Here is a 20634-nt window from a genome sequence, read left to right as displayed (position 1 = left end):
CTCCTGTCAGCCCAGCGTCGGCATGGAGAACGCAGCGCCTGTCTCCTGCTGCATTTCCGGCCAGCGCGCGGTGATGGTTTTCATTCGGGTGTAGAAACGCACGCCGTCACTGCCGTGAACGTTGAGCGCGCCAAAGATGGAACGCTTCCAGCCGCCGAAGCTGTGGAAAGCCATCGGCACCGGGATCGGCACGTTGATCCCCACCATGCCCGCCTGCACCTCTTCGCAGAAGCGGCGCGCGCAGCCGCCGTCGCGGGTGAAGATTGCCGAGCCATTACCATATTCATGGCGGTTAATCAGATCCACCGCGCTGGCGTAATCTGCTACGCGCACCACAGAAAGCACCGGGCCGAAAATTTCTTCTTTATAGATGGTCATCTCCGGGGTGACGTTATCGAACAGCGTCGGCCCGACGAAATAGCCCTGCTCGTGCCCCTTCACGCTGAAGCCGCGGCCGTCCACGCGAAGTTTCGCCCCCTGCGCTTCCCCGCTGTCGATGTAGCCCAGCACCTTGCTGCGGTGCGCGGAGGAGATGAGCGGCCCCATTTCGTTTTCCGGCGTCTGGTCCAGACCCGGCCCAACGCGCAGCGCGGCAATCTGTTTCTCCAGCCGGGCGCAGAGGTCATCGGCGGTTTTATCCCCCACCGCCAGCACCACCGAGAGCGCCATGCAGCGTTCCCCCGCCGCGCCGTAGGCCGCGCCCATGATGGCGTTGGTCGCCATCTCCATGTCGGCATCCGGCATTAAAATGCAGTGGTTTTTCGCACCGCCCAGCGCCTGACAGCGCTTACCGTGAGCGGACGCGGTCTGGTAAATGTATTCCGCAATCGGCGTGGAGCCGACAAAGCTCACTGCCTGCACGCGCGGGTCGGTCAGGAGCACGTCAACGGACTCCTTATCGCCCTGCACCACGTTGAACACGCCGTCCGGCAGTCCGGCCTCTTTCAGCAGCTGCGCCAGCGCGAGGGCCAGAGAAGGATCTTTTTCCGACGGTTTCAGCACGAAGGTGTTGCCGGTCGCCAGCGCAATCGGGAACATCCACATCGGCACCATCGCCGGGAAGTTAAACGGCGTGATCCCGACGCAGACCCCGAGCGGCTGCATCAGCGAGTGGCTGTCGACGCCGGTGCCGACGTTCGCAGAGTGTTCACCCTTTTGCAGATGCGGGATGCCGCAGGCAAATTCCACCACTTCCAGTCCACGGGTCAGTTCGCCCACCGCGTCGGAGAAGACCTTGCCGTGCTCTTCGCTGATGATGCGGGCCAGGCGCTCCATATTCTCTTCCAGCAGTGCCTTGAAGCGGAACATCACGCGCGCGCGCTTAAGCGGAGCATGGCGCGCCCACGCCGGAAACGCCTGCTGCGCGGCGGCAATCGCCTGCCCGGTTTCCTGCGCCGTACTCATCACCACCTGGCGGATCTGCTCGCCGGTGGCCGGGTTGAAGATCGCCTGAACGCGCTGGCCCGAACCGGTGACACATTCGCCGTGAATAAAATTCGCTACCGTCTCCATCCTTAACCTCTCGCTGTTGATACGTGACTGTTACCTGAACGCTGTGTACTGAACACTATATATGAAACAAATATTCCACTTTAAGTTGAAATAAAATAAATGATGATTATTGTGATCAAGGATGGATTTTTATGTTAACAGGCAACAACACTGACGCAGCGTGCGCTATTAAGGAATTTCGGGCGAGGAAATGACTGAAGTTTCTGTTTCATTTTTGCTGCCAGATGGATGGCCGACATTTAAAAGACGCGGTTTTGCGTTTAGAATCATAAGACTGTATTTGGGGGATAACATGACGACAGCAACCAGCCTGAACGAACTGCAGCAGCAAATCCGCGATCGCTACGATAGCCTGAGCAAGAGGCTGCAGCAGGTCTCCCGCTACGTGCTGGATAACACCAACAGCGTGGCCTTTGATACGGTTGCCGTTATTGCCGAGCGCGCCGACGTGCCGCCCTCGACGCTGATCCGCTTTGCCAACGCCTTTGACTTCACCGGCTTCAACGAAATGAAACAGCTGTTTCGCATGAACCTGGTGGAGGAGACCGCCAGCTACAGTGACCGCGCCCGGCTGTTCCGCGAGATGGAGAGCGAGGCCGTGCCGGAAACGCCGCTCGATATCCTGCAGGAGTTTGCCCGTTCAAACGCGCAGGCGCTACAGCAGCTGGCCGCCCGCGCCGAACCGGAGATGCTGGAGCGCGCGGTACAGCTGCTGGCCGACGCCGACACCATCTACATCGCCGGACTGCGCCGCTCCTTTAGCGTCGCAGCCTACCTCACCTATGCCCTGAGCCACCTCGAGTGTCGCCCTATCCTGCTCGACGGCATGGGCGGCATGCTGCGCGAGCAGATCAGCCGCATTAAGGCGCGCGACATTGTGGTATCGATCAGCTTCTCGCCGTACGCGGAAGAGACGGTGATGGTCAGCGAAACCGCCGCCAGCGTCGGCGCGCGGCAGATCGTGATTACGGACAGCCAGATAAGCCCCCTGGCGACGTTCAGCGATCTCTGCTTTGTGGTGAAAGAGGCGCAGGTGGACGCGTTTCGATCTCAGTCGGCAACGCTGTGCCTGGTGCAGTCGCTGGTGGTGGCACTGGCGTATCGGTTGGGGGGCGGGGAGAAATGAACATGCAATCGCCACATACTCGGCGCCGATGATTTCATGCATTATCAGCTACACGCGTTTAATATGGCTCACCCATAGCGAGTCGACGTTTGATAATTACCCTGAATTTTTTCTTTAACGAGCACTTTATTTGCCGGCGACTGGGGATGATATCTTTATCTACAGTTCACGAGACAATATTTTGCCTACAGTAATTTAGATTTGCGCTGTTCATACATTCCGGACAGTAGATCTTAAAAAGACCTACTGTTTGGTGTAACCATTTTTTTGATAGAGTTCTACTTCCTAAAGCATCACGATCATTTTTAGCGTTAAAAAGTTTAAATGCGCACTTTTTGTATGGTTTGTTTTTGATGCATGCACTATTTGCAGATAAGATTAATAAGTATCTATACAAGAAAGGGTGATATATGACTTTACATGGAAAGTTTACAATAAATGATGCTGACTACTCACCACTTGCATTTGATGGAATTGGTGTCTTTATGGCTTTTTCTGGCAATGGTGCATACAGGAACAAAGGAGCATGTGGCATCATTCCAAACGTTGGACCGCTACCAAAAGGTAAATATTATATAGTTGACAGGCCCAAGGGGAGTATGGCTAACAGGTTTAGAGCTTGGGGAGTCGATACATATAAAAGCATTTTTAGTTATCATGTTGATCATTCTGAATGGTTTGCTTTATTTCGTGATGATGGGAATGTAGATGATTCAACATTTTACGAAAGCGTAGCCAGAGGCGGATTTAGACTACATCCCGGTCAGGTTTCAGAAGGGTGTATAACTTTGCCAAGCCAATCAGATTACAATAGATTAAGAGGTGCACTATTAAGAACAAAGAAAGAAAAGATTAAAGGTCTTGATTTAGAATCCTATGGAACAATTGAGGTCATTATTGGTGGTTATCAGAAAACTTGCCCTTAGTTCCCTTAGAATGATTCTATTCATTGGGATATTCGCTATTGTGTCATGGTTAGATGTTGGTTATTTAACTGAACATTCATTAATAAGTAACGAAACAGCTATTAGAATTTCCTATTTTTTTAGCAACAACCCAACACCCGAAGATATTTACTATGGTTATGATTATACTTTAATTACATTTAATTTTCTTATCTCCCTCTTTTTGTACTTTGTAACAATGAAGTTAGTTAAATTAACAAGGAGTAAATAAAATGCCTATCCCTCCCTATCTGTGGCTTAAAGATGATGGCGGTGCAGATATCAAAGGTTCTGTAGATGTTCAGGATCGTGAAGGCTCTATCGAAGTAATCAGTATGGGTCATGGTGTTAATCTTCCCGTCGATACAGCCAATGGAAAAATCACCGGAACACGTCAACATTCATCTTTTAATTTTGAAAAAGAAGTTGATAGTTCCAGCCCCTATCTCTACAAAGCAGCTGCAACAGGACAAACATTAAAAAGCGCAGAAGTAAGGTTTTATCATATCAATGATGCTGGCCAGGAGGTGTGTTATTACACCGTATTAATGGAAAATGTAAAAATAACGGGTGTTAATTGTGGTGTGCCCAATGTTAAATTATCAGGTAATGATAAGTTAAATCATATGGAATCCGTCTCTATGCAATATGAAAAAATCACATGGCGTATTGTGGATGGTAATATCCAATTCTCTGATTCGTGGTACGAGAGGCCAACAGCATAAACCAGATACTAAAACAAAAAAGCCCGCAGTTACGCGGGCTTAGAGGTAGTTTACTGCTTTTACGTGCAGGCTGTTGCCAGACGTGAAATCATTCCCACTCAATCGTAGCCGGTGGCTTACCGCTGATGTCATACACCACGCGGGAAATACCGTTCACTTCATTGATAATGCGGTTAGACACGCGGCCTAAGAAGTCATACGGCAGGTGCGCCCAGTGCGCGGTCATGAAGTCGATGGTTTCCACTGCACGCAGGGAAACAACCCAGTCGTATTTACGGCCATCGCCCATCACACCTACAGAGCGAACCGGCAGGAACACGGTAAACGCCTGGCTCACTTTGTTGTACAGGTCAGCTTTGTGCAGCTCTTCGATGAAGATAGCGTCCGCGCGACGCAGCAGGTCGCAGTACTCTTTCTTCACTTCGCCCAGCACGCGCACGCCCAGACCCGGGCCCGGGAACGGGTGACGGTAGAGCATGTCGTACGGCAGACCCAGTTCCAGACCGATCTTACGCACTTCGTCTTTGAACAGCTCGCGCAGCGGTTCAACCAGACCCATCTTCATCTCTTTCGGCAGGCCGCCCACGTTGTGGTGAGATTTGATGACGTGTGCTTTACCGGTTGCGGAAGCCGCAGACTCGATCACGTCAGGGTAGATGGTGCCCTGCGCCAGCCACTTCACGTCTTCCAGCTTCAGCGCTTCTTCGTCGAACACTTCAACGAACACGCGACCGATGATCTTACGTTTCGCTTCCGGATCGTTCTCGCCTTTCAGCGCGTCCAGGAAGCGCTGCTCGCCTTCCACGTGAATGATGTTCAGACCGAAGTGGTCGCCAAACATGTCCATGACCTGCTGGGCTTCGTTCAGACGCAGCAGACCGTTATCCACGAAGACGCAGGTCAGGTTTTTGCCGATGGCGCGGTGCAGCAGCATCGCGGTCACGGAGGAGTCCACGCCGCCGGAGAGGCCGAGGATCACTTTGTCATCGCCAACCTGCTGGCGGATACGCTCAACGGCGTCGTCGATGATTTTTGCCGGGGTCCACAGGGCTTCACACTGGCAGATGTCACGCACGAAGCGCTCCAGCATGCGCATACCCTGACGGGTGTGGGTCACTTCCGGGTGGAACTGCACGCCGTAGAAGCGTTTTTCTTCGTTTGCCATGATGGCGAACGGGCAGCTTTCGGTGCTGGCAACGGTCACGAAGTCAGATGGGATGGCGGTAACTTTGTCGCCGTGGCTCATCCACACGTCCAGCAGCGGTTTGCCTTCTGCGGTCAGGGAGTCTTCGATACCGCGCACCAGCGCGCTGTCGGTTACAACTTCTACCTGCGCATAGCCAAACTCGCGCTCGTTAGAGCCTTCTACGTGGCCGCCCAGCTGCATTGCCATGGTCTGCATACCGTAGCAGACGCCGAATACCGGCACGCCAGCTTCGAACACATACTGCGGTGCACGCGGGCTGTTCTCTTCGGTGGTGCTTTCCGGGCCGCCGGACAGGATGATGCCGCTTGGATTGAATTCGCGAATCTGTGCTTCCGTGACATCCCACGCCCACAGTTCACAGTAAACGCCCAGTTCACGTACGCGACGCGCCACCAGCTGAGTGTACTGCGAACCGAAGTCCAGGATGAGAATGCGATGTTTATGAATGTTTTCCGTCATTGACGCTAATTCCGAGGCAAGTGAAACAAAAACAGAGCGCCCGGCAGGAGCCGGGCGCGGAAACTTATCAGGAGCCCAGACGGTAGTTCGGGGACTCTTTGGTGATCGTCACGTCGTGAACGTGGCTTTCCTGGATACCCGCACCGCTGATACGTACGAATTCCGCTTTAGTACGCAGCAGGTCGATGGTACCACAGCCGGTCAGACCCATACAGGAACGCAGGCCGCCCATCTGCTGGTGAATAATCTCTTTCAGACGGCCTTTATACGCAACGCGACCTTCGATACCTTCCGGCACCAGTTTGTCTGCGGCGTTATCGGTCTGGAAGTAACGGTCAGAGGAACCTTTGGACATCGCGCCCAGGGAGCCCATACCGCGGTAAGATTTGTAAGAACGGCCCTGGAAGAGTTCAATCTCACCCGGGGATTCTTCAGTACCTGCCAGCATGGAGCCTACCATCACAGCAGCAGCGCCTGCGGCGATCGCTTTGGCAATGTCGCCAGAGAAGCGGATACCGCCGTCAGCGATAACCGGAATACCGGTACCTTCCAGCGCTTCAACGGCGTCAGATACGGCGGTGATCTGCGGAACGCCCACGCCGGTGACGATACGGGTAGTACAGATAGAGCCAGGACCGATACCCACTTTCACCGCGCTGCAGCCAGCGTCAGCCAGCGCGCGAGCGCCTGCGCCTGTTGCCACGTTACCGCCGATGATCTGCAGGTCAGGGTATTTGGCACGGGTGTCGCGAATACGTTGCAGAACGCCTTCGGAGTGGCCGTGCGAGGAGTCAATCAGCAGGACGTCAACGCCCGCAGCAACCAGCGCATCAACGCGCTCTTCGTTACCTGCACCGGCGCCAACCGCAGCGCCGACGCGCAGACGGCCATGCTCGTCTTTACAAGCGTTAGGTTTACGTTCTGCTTTCTGGAAATCTTTAACGGTGATCATGCCGCGCAGGTGGAAGCTGCTGTCGACAACCAGCGCTTTTTCAACGCGTTTTTCGTGCATTTTTGCCAGCACCACGTCGCGGGTTTCGCCTTCGCGAACGGTAACCAGACGCTCTTTTGGCGTCATGTAGACGCTGACAGGCTGGTTCAGGTCAGTCACGAAACGCACGTCACGACCGGTGATGATACCCACCAGTTCGTTCTCTTCGGTCACAACCGGGTAACCGGCGAAGCCGTTACGTTCGGTCAGGGCTTTCACTTCGTGCAGAGTGGTGGTTGGCAGAACGGTCTGTGGGTCAGACACGATGCCGGATTCATGTTTCTTCACGCGGCGAACTTCTTCCGCCTGACGTTCGATAGACATGTTTTTGTGAATAAAGCCAATGCCACCTTCCTGTGCCAGAGCGATAGCCAGGCGCGCTTCAGTCACGGTGTCCATTGCCGCGGAGAGCATAGGAATGTTCAGGCGAATGGTTTTCGTCAACTGCGTGCTGAGATCGGCAGTATTCGGCAGAACGGTGGAGTGAGCGGGAACGAGGAGGACGTCGTCAAACGTCAGTGCTTCTTTAGCGATACGTAGCATGGGCAATATCTCTGACCTGGGTGGTTAAATATTGCCGTGGCATTATACAGAGCGTAACCGATTGCATCTACACTTTTTTGAAAAAATGCTTGCGATTGCCTCTCAGCAGGTTACTATCGACTGAATAACTTGCTGATTTAGAATTTGATCCCGCTCACATGTTATCCTCTCAATCCCCCTCAATTTATACCGTCAGCCGCCTGAATCAGACGGTGCGTTTGCTGCTTGAGCAGGAAATGGGGCAGGTCTGGATCAGCGGTGAAATCTCAAACTTCACGCAGCCGTCCTCCGGCCATTGGTACTTTACCTTAAAAGACGATACCGCCCAGGTGCGCTGCGCGATGTTCCGCAACAGCAACCGCCGCGTGACGTTTCGCCCGCAGCACGGCCAGCAGGTTCTGGTACGCGCCAATATCACCCTGTACGAGCCGCGCGGTGATTATCAAATTATCGTCGAGAGCATGCAGCCCGCGGGCGAAGGCCTGTTGCAGCAAAAGTATGAACAGTTAAAAGCCAGGCTCTCAGCCGAAGGACTGTTCGACCAGCAGTTTAAAAAACCGCTGCCCTCTCCTGCCCACTGCGTTGGGGTTATTACCTCGAAAACCGGTGCGGCCCTGCACGATATTTTGCACGTGCTCAAGCGTCGCGACCCTTCCCTGCCCGTCATCATTTATCCGACCGCCGTTCAGGGCGACGATGCGCCGGGCCAGATTGCGCGCGCCATTGAACTGGCGAACGCGCGTCAGGAGTGCGACGTATTAATCGTTGGGCGCGGAGGCGGCTCGCTGGAAGACCTGTGGAGCTTTAACGACGAGCGCGTGGCGCGGGCAATCTTTGCAAGCCAAATCCCTGTTGTGAGCGCCGTCGGCCACGAAACGGACGTAACGATCGCGGATTTTGTCGCGGATCTACGCGCGCCTACGCCGTCTGCGGCGGCGGAAGTGGTGAGCCGCAACCAGCTGGAGCTGCTGCGTCAGATTCAGAACGGCCAGCAGCGTCTTGAGATGGCGATGGACTACTTCCTTGCCAACCGTACCCGCCGCTTTACCCAGCTTCATCATCGCCTTCAGCAGCAGCACCCGCAGCTGCGTCTGGCGCGTCAACAAACCGTACTGGAGCGCCTGCGCCAGCGCATGAAAATTGCGCTGGATAGTCAGCTAAAGCGCGCGGTCTCGCGCCAGCAGCGCGTGACGCAGCGCCTTAACCAGCAGAACCCGCAGCCGAAAATTTATCGCGCGCAGACGCGGATTCAGCAGCTGGAGTATCGTCTGGCGGAGACTATCCGCGCGCGTCTGAGCACCACCCGCGAACGTTTTGGCAATGCGGTGACCCATCTTGAAGCGGTCAGCCCCCTCTCCACGCTGGCGCGCGGCTATAGCGTGACGACGGCGACGGACGGCAAAGTGCTGAAGCAAACCAAACAGGTGAATACCGGTGATGTGCTGACGACGCGTCTTTCCGACGGCTGGGTAGAAAGCGAAGTGAAATCAATTAAACCGGCGAAAAAGCCGCGTCAGCGAAAAACCGGATAATTCTTCGTCGGTTAGAAACTATACTGCTGCTATTCCCTTTTATTCGGCCTTGCCAGAACTAAGGAGAGCAGCATGTCCCATCTTTACAGTGTCATTCCCCCTTATATTCTTCGTCGTATTATCGAAAGCGGTTCAGAGCCGCAGCAGCGCTGTGCCCGCCAGACCTTGACCCATGTCCAGACGCTGATGGCCCACATGCCCGGCAAACCCGCCGCGCCGCACGTGAGCAAAGCCGGACAGCTGGAGCGTGATATCTACGATGCGAAGCAGACCCAGGAGCTGCCCGGTACGCAGGTGCGTTATGAAGGCCAGCCGTCGAACGGCGATGTGGCGGTGGATGAAGCCTACGATTATTTGGGTATCACCCATGATTTCTTCTGGAAAGCGTATCGGCGCGATTCGCTCGACAATAAGGGCCTGATTCTGACCGGCACCGTGCATTATGGCCGGGAATATCAGAACGCCTTCTGGAACGGCCAGCAGATGGTCTTTGGCGACGGTGACGGGGAAATCTTTAACCGCTTTACCATCGCCATTGACGTCGTGGGGCACGAGCTGAGCCACGGCGTCACCGAGACCGAAGCCGGGCTTATCTATTTTGAACAGTCGGGCGCGCTGAACGAGTCGCTGTCGGACGTATTTGGTTCGCTGGTCAAACAGTATCATCTGAAGCAAACCGCCGATAAAGCTGACTGGCTGATTGGTGAAGGGCTGCTGGCGAAAGGGATCAACGGCAAAGGGCTGCGCTCAATGTCTGAACCTGGCATCGCCTATGACGATCCGCTGCTCGGCAAAGACCCGCAGCCCGCGCACATGAAAGATTTCATTAAAACGCGCGAGGATAACGGCGGCGTGCACCTGAACTCCGGCATCCCCAACCGGGCATTTTATCTGGCGGCGACAGCGATCGGCGGCTACGCCTGGGAAAAAGCGGGTTATGCCTGGTACGACACGGTTTGCGATCGCAATCTGGCGCAGGATGCGGATTTTGAGGCCTTTGCAAAACTGACGATAGCGCACGGAGAGAAACGCTCCGGCAGCGACGTTGGGGCGGCCATAAAACAAGCCTGGGAACAGGTGGGAGTGCTGTAAATGCAGGTTCCGGAACTGACGGATGACGCCGTGGTTGAGCTGGCCCGTGAAGGCGGCGTCGCTTTTATTCCTAAGCTGAGCGGCCAGCGCACCATCGCGCTGTCCTCGCTCAATGAGGCCCAGCGCCAGCGGCTGGTAAGCATCCTTGAACAGGCCTTTCCGCGCGGCCAGCCGCCGGGACAGGCCTCGTCCCCCGGCAGCGGTGACCAGCGCTATTTCCGCATCCAGATTATCTGGACCGGGCAAAATCAGGCGCACTATACCGATATCATCGTGCTGGTACCGGAGCAGGAAGCGCCCGAGTCGCTGGTCGAGCTGTGGAAAAAAGGCGAAGGCTGCGTGTGTGATTAACCTTCGGCCCGAACAAACTCCACGCGTTTTTTAGAGATAAGACCGTGGCCGTTCTGGCAGAAATAGTCCACCGCCCCGCAGGCTTTTAATACCTGGAGTGGCTGATGACACTCCGGACAGCGGGCTTCGAGCGCAATATCCTTATTACAGCCTTCGCAGTGCGCTACCCCATTCTGAGGCTCGAGCGGTGCCTGGCAATCCGGGCAGGTAATCGTCATGGTGACTCCTTCAAGGCGTTGAGGTCTGCGCTAATTTTACCACGTCGCGTTCAGTGCGGGCCACGCAGCTGTTGCTGTAACGCCAGCAGCAGTTCTACTTCCGCTATTCTGCGGCGCGTCGTGCGGCTCACCTCTTGCGGATCCCGTTCAAAAAGGCTTCTGACGCCCAGAATCTGCTCTGCAAGGCAGTGCTCGTAGATCGTGCCGGGAATTGTCCAGCATTGACGCGTGTCGCCATCGTTCAGCTCCAGCACATCTTCAGCGCCGCGCCGGTCGTGGCTGATGATGCGCCCGTCGCGCAGGCAGAGGCGTAAGCCCTTTTGCCCGCCAGCCGGTCCTGCGTATTTATTAAGCCAGATATCCACCGGCACGCCGCTGATACGTCCCTGAAGATGCGCCTCTCCTTCCGCCGTGTTCAGGTCGCCTTTTGCGATAGCGCGGCCCAGGCGGTCTTTTGCCGTGACGACCTGCAGGGTCATATCATCACTCCCGCCCAGATAACGCACCGTTTCACGCAGCATCGCCAGGACGTGCGTACCGATATCCAGAATTACGCCATCAGGGTGGCGAAGCGTTCGGGTATCCGGCTCGCCGGTGGCAAAGTTAAGCGCGATGGGTTCTCCTGCGGCGTTATATCCACTCGGCTCCTGCAAAAAGCCGTCGATTTTGACGATGTCAGAGACGCTGCCAACCAGCGACCGCTTCACCGTTTCGATGCGTGCCATCCAGTGGTCGAGCGCCAGCACGCGGGGTGCAACACCGGGCATGGCCAGCAGCGCGTTGAGCTTTTCGATTTGAGAAAGCGTGGCGACAATCGGTTTTTCAACCACAATGCGTGGCACGGGCGAGGCAATGGCCTGCTCCAGCACCTCAAGGTGGTGCAGCGAAGCGGTGGTGATAAACAGGGTATCAAGCGGTGCGGCAAGAAGCTCCGCAAGCGACGCGCAGCGCGTGACGCCTTCAGGATGCTTTGTGGGAAGAACATCAAACCCGAAACAGCGAACCGGGTGACCAAAAAGGTTACGCAACGCGGGCAGATACGCGGTTTCCACTACCGCACCCAGACCTACAAATCCTAACTGCATAGTTTCACCTCAGGAAATACAGTGCCGGGGCATAACACCTGCCCCGGCACGCTGAGGTGTTATGAGGCGTTAGCAGCCGGCTTAGTTTGCGCATTTTCCAGCATGCGGCGCACCGGAACAATGAGGACGATCAGTACCGCGGCACAAATCAGCAGCGCGATGGAGCAGCGCGCAAAGAGATCCGGCAGCATATCCAGCTGGTCGGCCTTCACGTGGCCGCCAATCAGGCCCGCCGCCAGGTTACCCAGCGCACTCGCACAGAACCACAGCCCCATCATCTGACCGCGCATTCTCTCCGGCGCCAGCAGCGTCATGGTCGCCAGACCAATCGGGCTCAGGCACAGCTCCCCCAGCGTCAGCATCAGAATGCTGCCCACCAGCCAGAACGGCGACACGCCCGCACCACCGTTGCTCAGCACGTTCTGTGCCGCCAGCATCATCAGACCAAAGCCCGCCGCAGCACACAGAATACCGATAACAAACTTGGTGATGCTGCTCGGACGAATGTTTTTGCTCGCAAGCTTCGGCCATGCCCAGCTAAACACCGGTGCCAGCAGGATGATGAACAGGGCGTTGATCGACTGGAACCACACCGCCGGAATTTCGAAATCACCGATCGTGCGGTTAGTGTAGTCGTTGGCAAACAGGTTGAACGAGGTGGGCTTCTGCTCAAACGCGGACCAGAAGAACGCCGCCGAGATCAGCAGAATAAAGCAGACCAGCAGCCTGGCACGCTCTTTACGGTTCAGGCCCGCAAAAACAAACAGATAAATAAAGTAGAGGGCAACGGATGCCGCAATCACGTAGACCAGCACGCTGGCTACCGCGACCGGGTTAATGACAATCACGCCCTGCGCTATCAGCGTCACGATCGTTGCCACGCCTGCCGCCAGCGCCAGCAGCCAGACGCCCACGCCGTTACGTTTCACGATCGGGCTGTTCCAGGTGGAGTCCAGGCCGACTTCACCGTCATAGCGTTTCATCGCCGGAACCGCAAACACGCGGAAGATAATCAGCGCCACCAGCATCCCGATACCGCCAATACCAAAGCCCCAGTGCCAGCCGTGGGTTTTAATCAGCCAGCCGGAAATCAGCGGAGCGATGAACGAGCCCATGTTGATGCCCATGTAGAACAGCGAGAAACCGCCGTCGCGACGCGCATCGCCTTTTTTATACAAGGTGCCGACCATGACCGAAATACAGGTCTTGAACAGCCCGGAGCCGAGCACGATGAACATCAGGCCGATAAAGAACAGGTTGTTCCCCATCACCGCAGAGAGCGCAATCGACAGGTGACCGAGCGCAATCAGTATTGAACCGTACCAGACGGCTCTCTGCTGGCCGAGCCAGTTATCGGCCAGCCAGCCACCCGGCAGCGCGGCCAGGTACATGGTACCAGCAAAGATACCGACAATCGCCGAGGCGTTTTCACGCGCCAGGCCCATCCCGCCGTCATAGACGGTGGCGGCCATAAACAGGATCAGTAACGGGCGAATGCCGTAAAACGAGAAACGCTCCCACATCTCGGTGAAGAACAGTGAACCGAGTGGATACGGATGGCCGAAGAACGTTCGGCTCTCTTTTTGATTAACAGAGGATTGCATAATTCTCCCGAAAGGTATGTCGTCGTGCTTGTAAACACCAGCAAGTACGCCAGCCAGTTACGTATCTGGCCGATTTTTTTACTTGCGGCGAAAAGTTAGTTAACCATTTGATAACCAGGCGCTAGTTTTGTCTAGTACCGCACCCTGGACTTTAAGATGAAAATTCGACGATTGTCTACTTTCTTAGATTTAAACATGGTTAAAAGTGAATAGTGATTGACTTCACACAGAGAAAACCAGCGGTATGATTGGGCAAAAAAAAGCCCGCGATATACGCGGGCCTTCGTAAGTTCGGCAAAGATTATTTGCTTTTCTTAATGTGCTTAATCAAGCGCTTACGCTTACGCATCTGGTTTGGCGTCAGGGTGTTGCGCTTGTTGGCGAACGGGTTTTCCCCTTCCTTGAACTGGATACGGATAGGCGTGCCCATCACGTCCAGCGATTTACGGAAGTAGTTCATCAGATAGCGCTTGTAGGAATCCGGCAGGTCTTTCACCTGGTTGCCGTGAATCACCACGATTGGCGGGTTATAACCACCGGCGTGGGCATATTTCAGCTTCACGCGACGGCCGCGCACCAGCGGCGGCTGATGGTCTTCCGCAGCCATATTCATGATACGGGTCAGCATGGCGGTGCTCTGACGACGGGTGGAGCTGTCGTATGCTTCACGTACGGATTCGAACAGGTTGCCGACACCGCTGCCGTGCAGCGCAGAGATAAAGTGCACGCGAGCAAAGTCGATAAAGCCCAGACGGAAGTCGAGGGTCTCTTTCACCTGCTCACGAACCTCATTGCTCAGGCCATCCCATTTGTTGACCACGATAACCAGTGAGCGCCCACTATTGAGGATAAAGCCGAGCAGAGAGAGGTCCTGATCGGAAATGCCTTCACGCGCATCAATAACCAGCAGCACCACGTTGGCATCTTCAATCGCCTGCAGGGTTTTGATAACGGAGAATTTTTCCACCACATCGGTGATTTTCCCGCGCTTACGTACCCCGGCGGTGTCGATGAGGACATACTCACGTTCATCACGCTGCATTGGGATGTAGATACTGTCACGGGTGGTGCCCGGCATGTCGTAAACGACCACGCGCTCTTCACCCAGAATACGGTTAGTAAGTGTAGACTTACCTACGTTTGGACGACCCACGATGGCCAGCTTGATCGGCAGATCCTGCGGGTTGAAGTCGTCTTCAGGCTCTTCTTCGCCCTCTTCTCCGTCTTCGAACTGCGCCCAGTATTCAGCGTCTTCGTCTACTTCTTCTGGCGGGTTAACTTCGTCAACCCACGGCAGCAGAACGGTTTCCAGCAGGCTGGTTACGCCGCGGCCGTGCGATGCCGCAATCGGGTAGATTTCGCCCAGGCCTAAAGACCAGAAGTCCGCAACGGCCTGATCGGCATCGATACCGTCAGTTTTGTTCGCCACCAGGAAGGTCGGTTTTTCACGCGAACGCAGGTGTTTAGCGATAGCGGAGTCCGCCGGCATCAGGCCAGCGCGCGCATCAACCATAAACAGAACGACGTCGGCTTCTTCAATCGCCAGCAGCGACTGTTCCGCCATACGGGTTTCCACGCCATCTTCCGTGCCGTCAATACCACCGGTATCAATACAGATGAACTCGCGTCCTTCTACCTCTGCACGACCGTACTTACGGTCACGCGTCAGCCCCGGGAAATCCGCAACCAGCGCATCACGGGTGCGTGTTAAACGGTTAAAAAGAGTGGATTTTCCAACGTTAGGGCGCCCGACAAGCGCGACCACAGGTACCATGTTTGAAGCCTCATAAAATTCAAAATAACGTCGCTTTTGCGGCGTTTTTAAAAATGTCAAAACGGCTCCTGAGTGAACAGGAGCCGTTTAGTATACTACAACCGCCGGGTAATTAACGCGTGATCGCGTACAGCGTGCCGTCTTTTGCCTGAATCAGCAGTTTGCCGTCGGCCACAACCGGGTCGGTCAGGAAACCGGAGCTGTCGACTTTTTGCTGTGCAACAAAGCGGCCGTTATCCGGATCGATCCAGTGCATATACCCTTCGCTGTCACCAACTACCAGGCTACCGTTGTATAGCGCTGGCGAGGTCAGCAGACGGTGCAGCAGATCGCTTTGCGTCCACAGCGTCACGCCGCCTTCAGTGCTCAGCGCCAGTAGACGGTCGTTCTGGTCAACCATATAGATGCGGTTACCCTCAACGATGAAATCATTCACAGAGCCCAGCTCACGTTTCCACATGATCTGGCCGCTGCGCAGATCCAGCGCGGTCAGGTTGCCGTTATAAGCCAGCGTGTAAACCACACCGTTAACGATAACCGGCGTTGTGTCCACGTCGCTCAGACGGTCAATCTCTGTAGAGCCAGTGGCCTGGGAGATACGCTGCTGCCAGATCATCTGGCCCTGCTGCATCAGCACTGCACTCACGCGACCGTTGTCACCGCCCACAATGGCGGCACCAAATGCGGTAGCCGGCGCGGATTCACCGCGCAGAGAGAGCGCAGGCATATCCAGGTTAACGGTCCATTTCACCAGACCGTCCGCTTCGTTCAGCGCCTGCAGCTGGCCGTTGCTGGTATGAATCAGTACCAGGCCGTCGCTCACCACCGGACGAGACAGGGATTCACCCGCCACGGTCGTTTGCCAGGCAATGGAACCGTCGCTGCTGTTCAGCGCATAAACCTGTGCTTTTTCGCTACCCACGTAAACGTGGCCGCCGGCAACGGTCAGGCCGCCAGAAAGCAGTGCAGGTTTACGGGAGAACCAGCCGTCTTTTTCCGCCAGGTTAACAGACCACACTTCTTTTCCGTCATCGGCGTTCACCGCTTTCACGGTACCTTTGCGGTCAGCCGCATAGATTACGCTGTCGGCAAAGGCCGGATGAAGGTTGGAATAGAAATCACCAATCCCATCGCCCACGGAGGTGCTCCATGCGGTGGAGGGAGTAAACTGGTTTTCAACCGTCGGCAGTGGGGACATTTTTACAACGTCTTCTTCGCCACTGAACAGTGAACAACCACTCAATAACGTAACAGAAAGCAGTCCTGGCAGAAGTAATTTACGCAATTGCATCGGGTCCCTCTCAGACGGACAAATTATTTATTTTCATCTGCATCATTTCGCTCAGCGCAGGTGACGCTTTGCTCTCTACGCCAGCTTGCCACGCTTTACGCGCGCCCGCTTTGTCACCTTTGCTCAGCAGTGCTTCACCGCGCAAATCGGCAACGATGGCAGCAAAACCTTCGCCTTTGATGGTATCGAGCGTTTTCAGCGCATCGTCAGCTTTTTTCTGCTGAACCTGAATACGAGCCAGGCGCAGATTGATCACCGCTTTAAGGTTTTCATCGCTGGCCGCAGCAAGGCCTTGAGACAGCAGGGCTACGGCTTTATCCAGTTCGTTTTTATCAACGTACTGTTGAGCCACTTCCAGCGCAGCCAGTGCACCGTAGGTGTTTTTGTTGTCAGCCGCAAATTTTTCTGCCGCAGTCAGCGTTTGTGGCTGATCGGCATGAATTGCGCTAATGGTATTTTCATAGGACAGGGACGCGCCGCGCGCGGAATCCGCCTGATGACTGTTCCAGTAACGCCAGCCCAACAGCGCACCAATACCTAAAATAACCCCAACAACCAGCGCTTTGCCGTTTTCGACAAAGAAGCGCTTAATCGCGTCGACCTGATCGTGTTCGTTCTCGTAAATTTCCACGCAGTCCTTCTCCTTAGCCCAATAGAGTGCGCAAGCGCGCCGCAACGCCGTCCTGCGTTACCGTTGTCTGCTCACCAGAGCGCAGGTCCTTGACCACCACTTCGCCGTTAGCCACTTCGGACTCACCCAGCACCAGTGCAATACTTGCGCCCCACTTATCGGCACGAGCAAACTGTTTTTTGAAGTTGCCGCCGCCATGGTTGGTCATCAGCTTCACCTCCGGCAGCGCATCGCGCACGCGTTCGGCAAGCAGCATCGCCGCAGACTGCGTTTCCGCGCCTGAGGCCACCAGGTATATATCGACAACGGAATCTGCTTTAAATTCCGGATTAACTGCCTGAACCAGCAAAACAAGTCGCTCAAGACCCATCGCGAAGCCAACAGCAGGTGCTGCACGGCCGCCAAGCTGCTCAACCAGACCGTCATAACGGCCGCCCGCACACACGGTGCCCTGAGAACCGAGGCTGGTAGTCACCCACTCAAACACGGTACGGTTGTAGTAATCCAGACCGCGCACCAGACGCTGGTTCACGGTGTAAGCGATGCCAGCCGCTTCAAGCAGTTTGCAGAGACCCGCGAAGTGTTCGCGAGATTCTTCGTCCAGGTAGTCACCCAGCGCAGGCGCATCGTTCAACAGAGCCTGAACATCTGGATTTTTGGAATCCAGAACACGCAGCGGGTTACTGTACATGCGACGTTTGCAGTCTTCGTCCAGCTTCTCTTTATGCTGTTCCAGGAACGCCACCAGCGCATCGCGGTAGTTAGCGCGTGCTTCCAGAGAACCGATAGAGTTCAGCTCGAGGGAAACGTGATCGGCGATACCGAGCGCGCGCCACCAGCGGGCCGTCAGCATAATGAGTTCAGCGTCGATGTCCGGCCCCTGCAGCCCAAAGACTTCCACACCCAGCTGATTGAACTGGCGATAACGACCTTTCTGAGGACGTTCGTGGCGGAACATCGGGCCGATATACCACAGGCGCTGCTCCTGATTGTACAGAAGACCATGTTCGATGCCGGCGCGTACGCAGCCCGCCGTACCTTCCGGACGCAGGGTCAGGCTGTCGCCGTTGCGGTCCTCAAAGGTGTACATCTCTTTTTCAACCACGTCGGTGACTTCACCGATCGCGCGTTTGAATAACGGGGTCTGCTCTACAATCGGCAAACGGATTTCGCTGTAACCGTAGCTGCCGAGCACCTGCTTCAGTGTGCCTTCAATGCGCTGCCAGATGGCGGTTTCGCCAGGCAGATAATCGTTCATGCCGCGGATGGCTTGAATGTTTTTTGCCACGTTTATTCTCTTTCTATATACAAAAAAAACCCAAAGAATGGGTTCAATCATACATGGGAAGCTCGCGGCTTCCCATCACGTTATTTTTCAACCTGCTGAACGCTGATACGCTGTGTCTCGTCCATCATGGCGGCTTTGGCACGGATGCGGGCTTCAAGCTGGTCGATCATGTCGCTATTATCCAGACGATCTTTACGAACGCCATCTTCATAGAGACCACTTTTCTTGTTACCGCCGGTGACACCCAGGGTTGACACCAGCGCTTCACCCGGGCCATTCACCACACAACCGATGATGGAGACGTCCATCGGGGTGATAATGTCTTCCAGACGTTGCTCCAGGGCATTCACCGTACCGATCACATCGAACTCCTGACGTGAACAGGTTGGGCAGGCAATGAAGTTGATCCCACGCGCACGAATACGCAGTGATTTCAGGATATCGAAACCGACTTTGATCTCTTCAACCGGATCGGCCGCCAGCGAGACGCGCAGGGTGTCACCGATCCCTTCAGAGAGCAGCAGCCCCAGACCGATCGCAGATTTTACGGAACCGCTGCGCAGGCCGCCCGCTTCGGTGATGCCGAGGTGCAGAGGTTGGTCGATCTGTTTTGCCAGCAGGCGGTAAGATTCCACCGCAAGGAAAACGTCGGACGCTTTTACGCTGACTTTGAACTGATCGAAGTTGAGACGATCGAGATGATCAACGTGGCGCATCGCGGATTCAAGCAGCGCCTGCGGCGTAGGTTCACCGTATTTTTCCTGCAGATCTTTTTCCAGGGAACCGGCGTTGACGCCGATGCGGATAGGAATATTTTTATCGCGGGCGCAGTCCACTACCATGCGGATACGCTCTTCGTTACCGATGTTACCCGGGTTAATGCGCAGGCAGTCGACGCCGTATTCAGCCACTTTCAGTGCGATGCGGTAGTCGAAGTGGATATCCGCGACCAGGGGAACGCTGACCTGCTGTTTGATCAGCTTGAACGCCTCAGCGGCGTCCATGGTCGGGACGGAAACGCGAACGATGTCCGCGCCTACTCGCTCTAATGCTTTGATTTGATTGACCGTCGCTTCCACATCCGTGGTGCGCGTGTTGGTCATCGACTGAACGGCGATAGGTGCCCCATCGCCGACTGGCACATTCCCAACGTAAATCCGTTTCGATTTTCTACGTTGAATCGGAGCCTGGTTATGCATGAAAAATCTCCCGCGTTGCCCGTCTGTTACTGTGCTGCTGATTGTTCGGCATTAACGGTAAGACGTGCAACCTGGTTAGTTCTGATAAAGCGGCTCAGGTCGACAGGTTTTCCTTGATACTGGATCTGTACCGCTGCCGGAGCGCCGATTTTAAGTTTATAAGGAGCCTGGCCGGTGAGGTTTAACGTGCCATCTTTACGCTGCAGACCGCTGAACAGTTTTTTACCTGTTGCGTCAGTCACTTCCAGCCAGCAATCGGCGCTGAAGTTCATCACCAGTGCGTTTGGATCGGCTGCTGTGGCAGTACCCGCCGGGCTGGTTGGCAGAGACGCTGCAGTATTGTCTGCAGGCTGCGTGGCCGCAGGCGCGTTCGCCGCAGTATCCACATTTGCCTGAGAGGGAGAAACCACTGCGTTTTGATCCTGAGCCTGCGGCGCAGCAGTGTTAGCCGTTGCTGCCGGAGCCTGCGTAGGGCTGGTCGTCGGAGCCCCTGTCGCTGCAGTCTGCGGCTCGCTGGAGGTGGCCGCGCCGTCGGTATTCAACGGCACGCTCTGGGCGTTATCGCTTCCGGCCTGGTTAAGTTCGGCGGAGGATTGATCGGCCATGGTGGTGATCTCTTCCTGCTGCGCCTTGTGGTTTTGCCACCACCATGCACCGGTCAGACCGATCACCACAAACAGCACCAGCCAGGTAAAGCTCATCAGCCAGCCATCACGTTTTTTACGACGTTTTCCCAGGGAGAAGGTCTGCATCGGCGCAACTTTTGCTGCACGGACCGGGGCCTGCTTCTCCATCATTGGCAGTAATTCGTTTTCGGGGATGTGCACCAGTTTTGCGTAAGAGCGGATATAACCGCGCAGGAAAGTTGAAGCCAGATCGGCGGGTGCCTTATCTTCTTCAATATCGCGAACCGTGGAAACCTTCAGGCACAAGCGTTCCGCAACGGCTTGCTGGCTGAGTCCGAGTTGTTCACGGGCGTTGCGAAGACGAACGCCAGTGGAGAGTGCTTCATTTTGGTCGTGAGTGGCTTCAGTATTCATTCGCTACAACTACTGGTACGTG

At 55.4% G+C, this 20634-nt stretch carries 18 protein-coding genes; 6 read left to right on the top strand and 12 right to left on the bottom strand.

Annotation, left to right across the window (positions count from 1 at the left end; genetic code table 11):
- Positions 1–6 precede the first annotated feature (6 nt).
- Complete coding sequence (locus E3U32_RS03475) at positions 7–1512, bottom strand: CoA-acylating methylmalonate-semialdehyde dehydrogenase (protein ID WP_134347647.1); 1506 nt, start codon at positions 1510–1512, stop codon at positions 7–9.
- A 292-nt stretch (positions 1513–1804) separates the two neighbouring features.
- Between E3U32_RS03475 and E3U32_RS03470 the strand changes: the two genes are divergently transcribed.
- The 3 genes from E3U32_RS03470 to E3U32_RS03460 all read left to right on the top strand — a co-directional run bounded on the left by E3U32_RS03470 (position 1805) and on the right by E3U32_RS03460 (position 4307).
- Entirely contained in the window at positions 1805–2638 is an 834-nt protein-coding gene (locus E3U32_RS03470; RefSeq protein ID WP_023338648.1) for a MurR/RpiR family transcriptional regulator, read from the top strand.
- A gap of 410 nt (positions 2639–3048) precedes the next feature.
- Positions 3049–3564, top strand: a complete 516-nt coding sequence (locus E3U32_RS03465; RefSeq protein ID WP_134347646.1) for a DUF2778 domain-containing protein — start codon at positions 3049–3051, stop codon at positions 3562–3564.
- 251 nt (positions 3565–3815) lie between these two features.
- On the top strand, positions 3816–4307 hold the full coding sequence (locus E3U32_RS03460) for an Hcp family type VI secretion system effector (RefSeq protein ID WP_134347645.1): 492 nt from the start codon (positions 3816–3818) through the stop codon (positions 4305–4307).
- Positions 4308–4395: 88 nt separating this feature from the next.
- On the opposite strand, the gene guaA is transcribed toward E3U32_RS03460, so the two are convergent.
- Together guaA and guaB are read right to left on the bottom strand one after the other, a co-directional pair.
- Entirely contained in the window at positions 4396–5973 is a 1578-nt protein-coding gene (gene guaA, locus E3U32_RS03455; RefSeq protein WP_134347644.1) for a glutamine-hydrolyzing GMP synthase, read from the bottom strand.
- 67 nt (positions 5974–6040) lie between these two features.
- On the bottom strand, positions 6041–7507 hold the full coding sequence (gene guaB, locus E3U32_RS03450) for an IMP dehydrogenase (RefSeq protein ID WP_010433923.1): 1467 nt from the start codon (positions 7505–7507) through the stop codon (positions 6041–6043).
- A 158-nt stretch (positions 7508–7665) separates the two neighbouring features.
- On the opposite strand from guaB, the gene xseA reads away from it, so the two are divergent.
- The 3 genes from xseA to E3U32_RS03435 all read left to right on the top strand — a co-directional run bounded on the left by xseA (position 7666) and on the right by E3U32_RS03435 (position 10482).
- Complete coding sequence (gene xseA / locus E3U32_RS03445) at positions 7666–9039, top strand: exodeoxyribonuclease VII large subunit (RefSeq protein ID WP_134347643.1); 1374 nt, start codon at positions 7666–7668, stop codon at positions 9037–9039.
- A gap of 72 nt (positions 9040–9111) precedes the next feature.
- Positions 9112–10131 (top strand): M4 family metallopeptidase, encoded by a 1020-nt coding sequence (locus E3U32_RS03440; protein WP_134347642.1) that lies wholly within the window; start codon positions 9112–9114, stop codon positions 10129–10131.
- A complete protein-coding gene (locus E3U32_RS03435) occupies positions 10132–10482 on the top strand; it encodes a protealysin inhibitor emfourin (RefSeq protein ID WP_025757698.1) in 351 nt (116 codons plus the stop codon).
- Here E3U32_RS03435 and E3U32_RS03430 read toward each other — a convergent pair.
- From E3U32_RS03430 to rodZ, 9 genes are all read right to left on the bottom strand, one after another.
- The gene (locus E3U32_RS03430; protein ID WP_134347641.1) at positions 10479–10700 is read right to left on the bottom strand and encodes a zinc ribbon domain-containing protein; all 222 of its coding nucleotides are present in this window, start codon (positions 10698–10700) and stop codon (positions 10479–10481) included. The genes E3U32_RS03435 and E3U32_RS03430 overlap by 4 nt on opposite strands.
- Before the next feature lie 50 nt (positions 10701–10750).
- Entirely contained in the window at positions 10751–11785 is a 1035-nt protein-coding gene (locus E3U32_RS03425; protein WP_134347640.1) for a Gfo/Idh/MocA family oxidoreductase, read from the bottom strand.
- Positions 11786–11844: 59 nt separating this feature from the next.
- Positions 11845–13389, bottom strand: a complete 1545-nt coding sequence (locus E3U32_RS03420; protein ID WP_134347639.1) for a peptide MFS transporter — start codon at positions 13387–13389, stop codon at positions 11845–11847.
- 301 nt (positions 13390–13690) lie between these two features.
- The gene (gene der, locus E3U32_RS03415; RefSeq protein ID WP_023308811.1) at positions 13691–15163 is read right to left on the bottom strand and encodes a ribosome biogenesis GTPase Der; all 1473 of its coding nucleotides are present in this window, start codon (positions 15161–15163) and stop codon (positions 13691–13693) included.
- A 112-nt stretch (positions 15164–15275) separates the two neighbouring features.
- The gene (bamB, locus tag E3U32_RS03410; RefSeq protein WP_134347638.1) at positions 15276–16454 is read right to left on the bottom strand and encodes an outer membrane protein assembly factor BamB; all 1179 of its coding nucleotides are present in this window, start codon (positions 16452–16454) and stop codon (positions 15276–15278) included.
- A gap of 10 nt (positions 16455–16464) precedes the next feature.
- The gene (locus tag E3U32_RS03405; protein WP_134347637.1) at positions 16465–17085 is read right to left on the bottom strand and encodes a YfgM family protein; all 621 of its coding nucleotides are present in this window, start codon (positions 17083–17085) and stop codon (positions 16465–16467) included.
- Positions 17086–17098: 13 nt separating this feature from the next.
- A complete protein-coding gene (gene hisS, locus E3U32_RS03400) occupies positions 17099–18373 on the bottom strand; it encodes a histidine--tRNA ligase (RefSeq protein WP_134347636.1) in 1275 nt (424 codons plus the stop codon).
- 80 nt (positions 18374–18453) lie between these two features.
- Positions 18454–19572 (bottom strand): flavodoxin-dependent (E)-4-hydroxy-3-methylbut-2-enyl-diphosphate synthase, encoded by a 1119-nt coding sequence (gene ispG / locus E3U32_RS03395; RefSeq protein ID WP_023337626.1) that lies wholly within the window; start codon positions 19570–19572, stop codon positions 18454–18456.
- A gap of 26 nt (positions 19573–19598) precedes the next feature.
- Positions 19599–20612 carry a cytoskeleton protein RodZ gene (rodZ, locus tag E3U32_RS03390; RefSeq protein WP_134347635.1) on the bottom strand — a complete coding sequence of 338 codons (1014 nt, stop codon included), beginning with the start codon at positions 20610–20612 and terminating at the stop codon, positions 19599–19601.
- Positions 20613–20634 lie beyond the last annotated feature (22 nt).

Origin of the sequence: Lelliottia nimipressuralis (assembly GCF_004402045.1) — a bacterium.
GTDB lineage: Bacteria > Pseudomonadota > Gammaproteobacteria > Enterobacterales > Enterobacteriaceae > Enterobacter > Enterobacter chinensis.
This window is presented reverse-complemented; position numbering and strand designations above follow the sequence as displayed.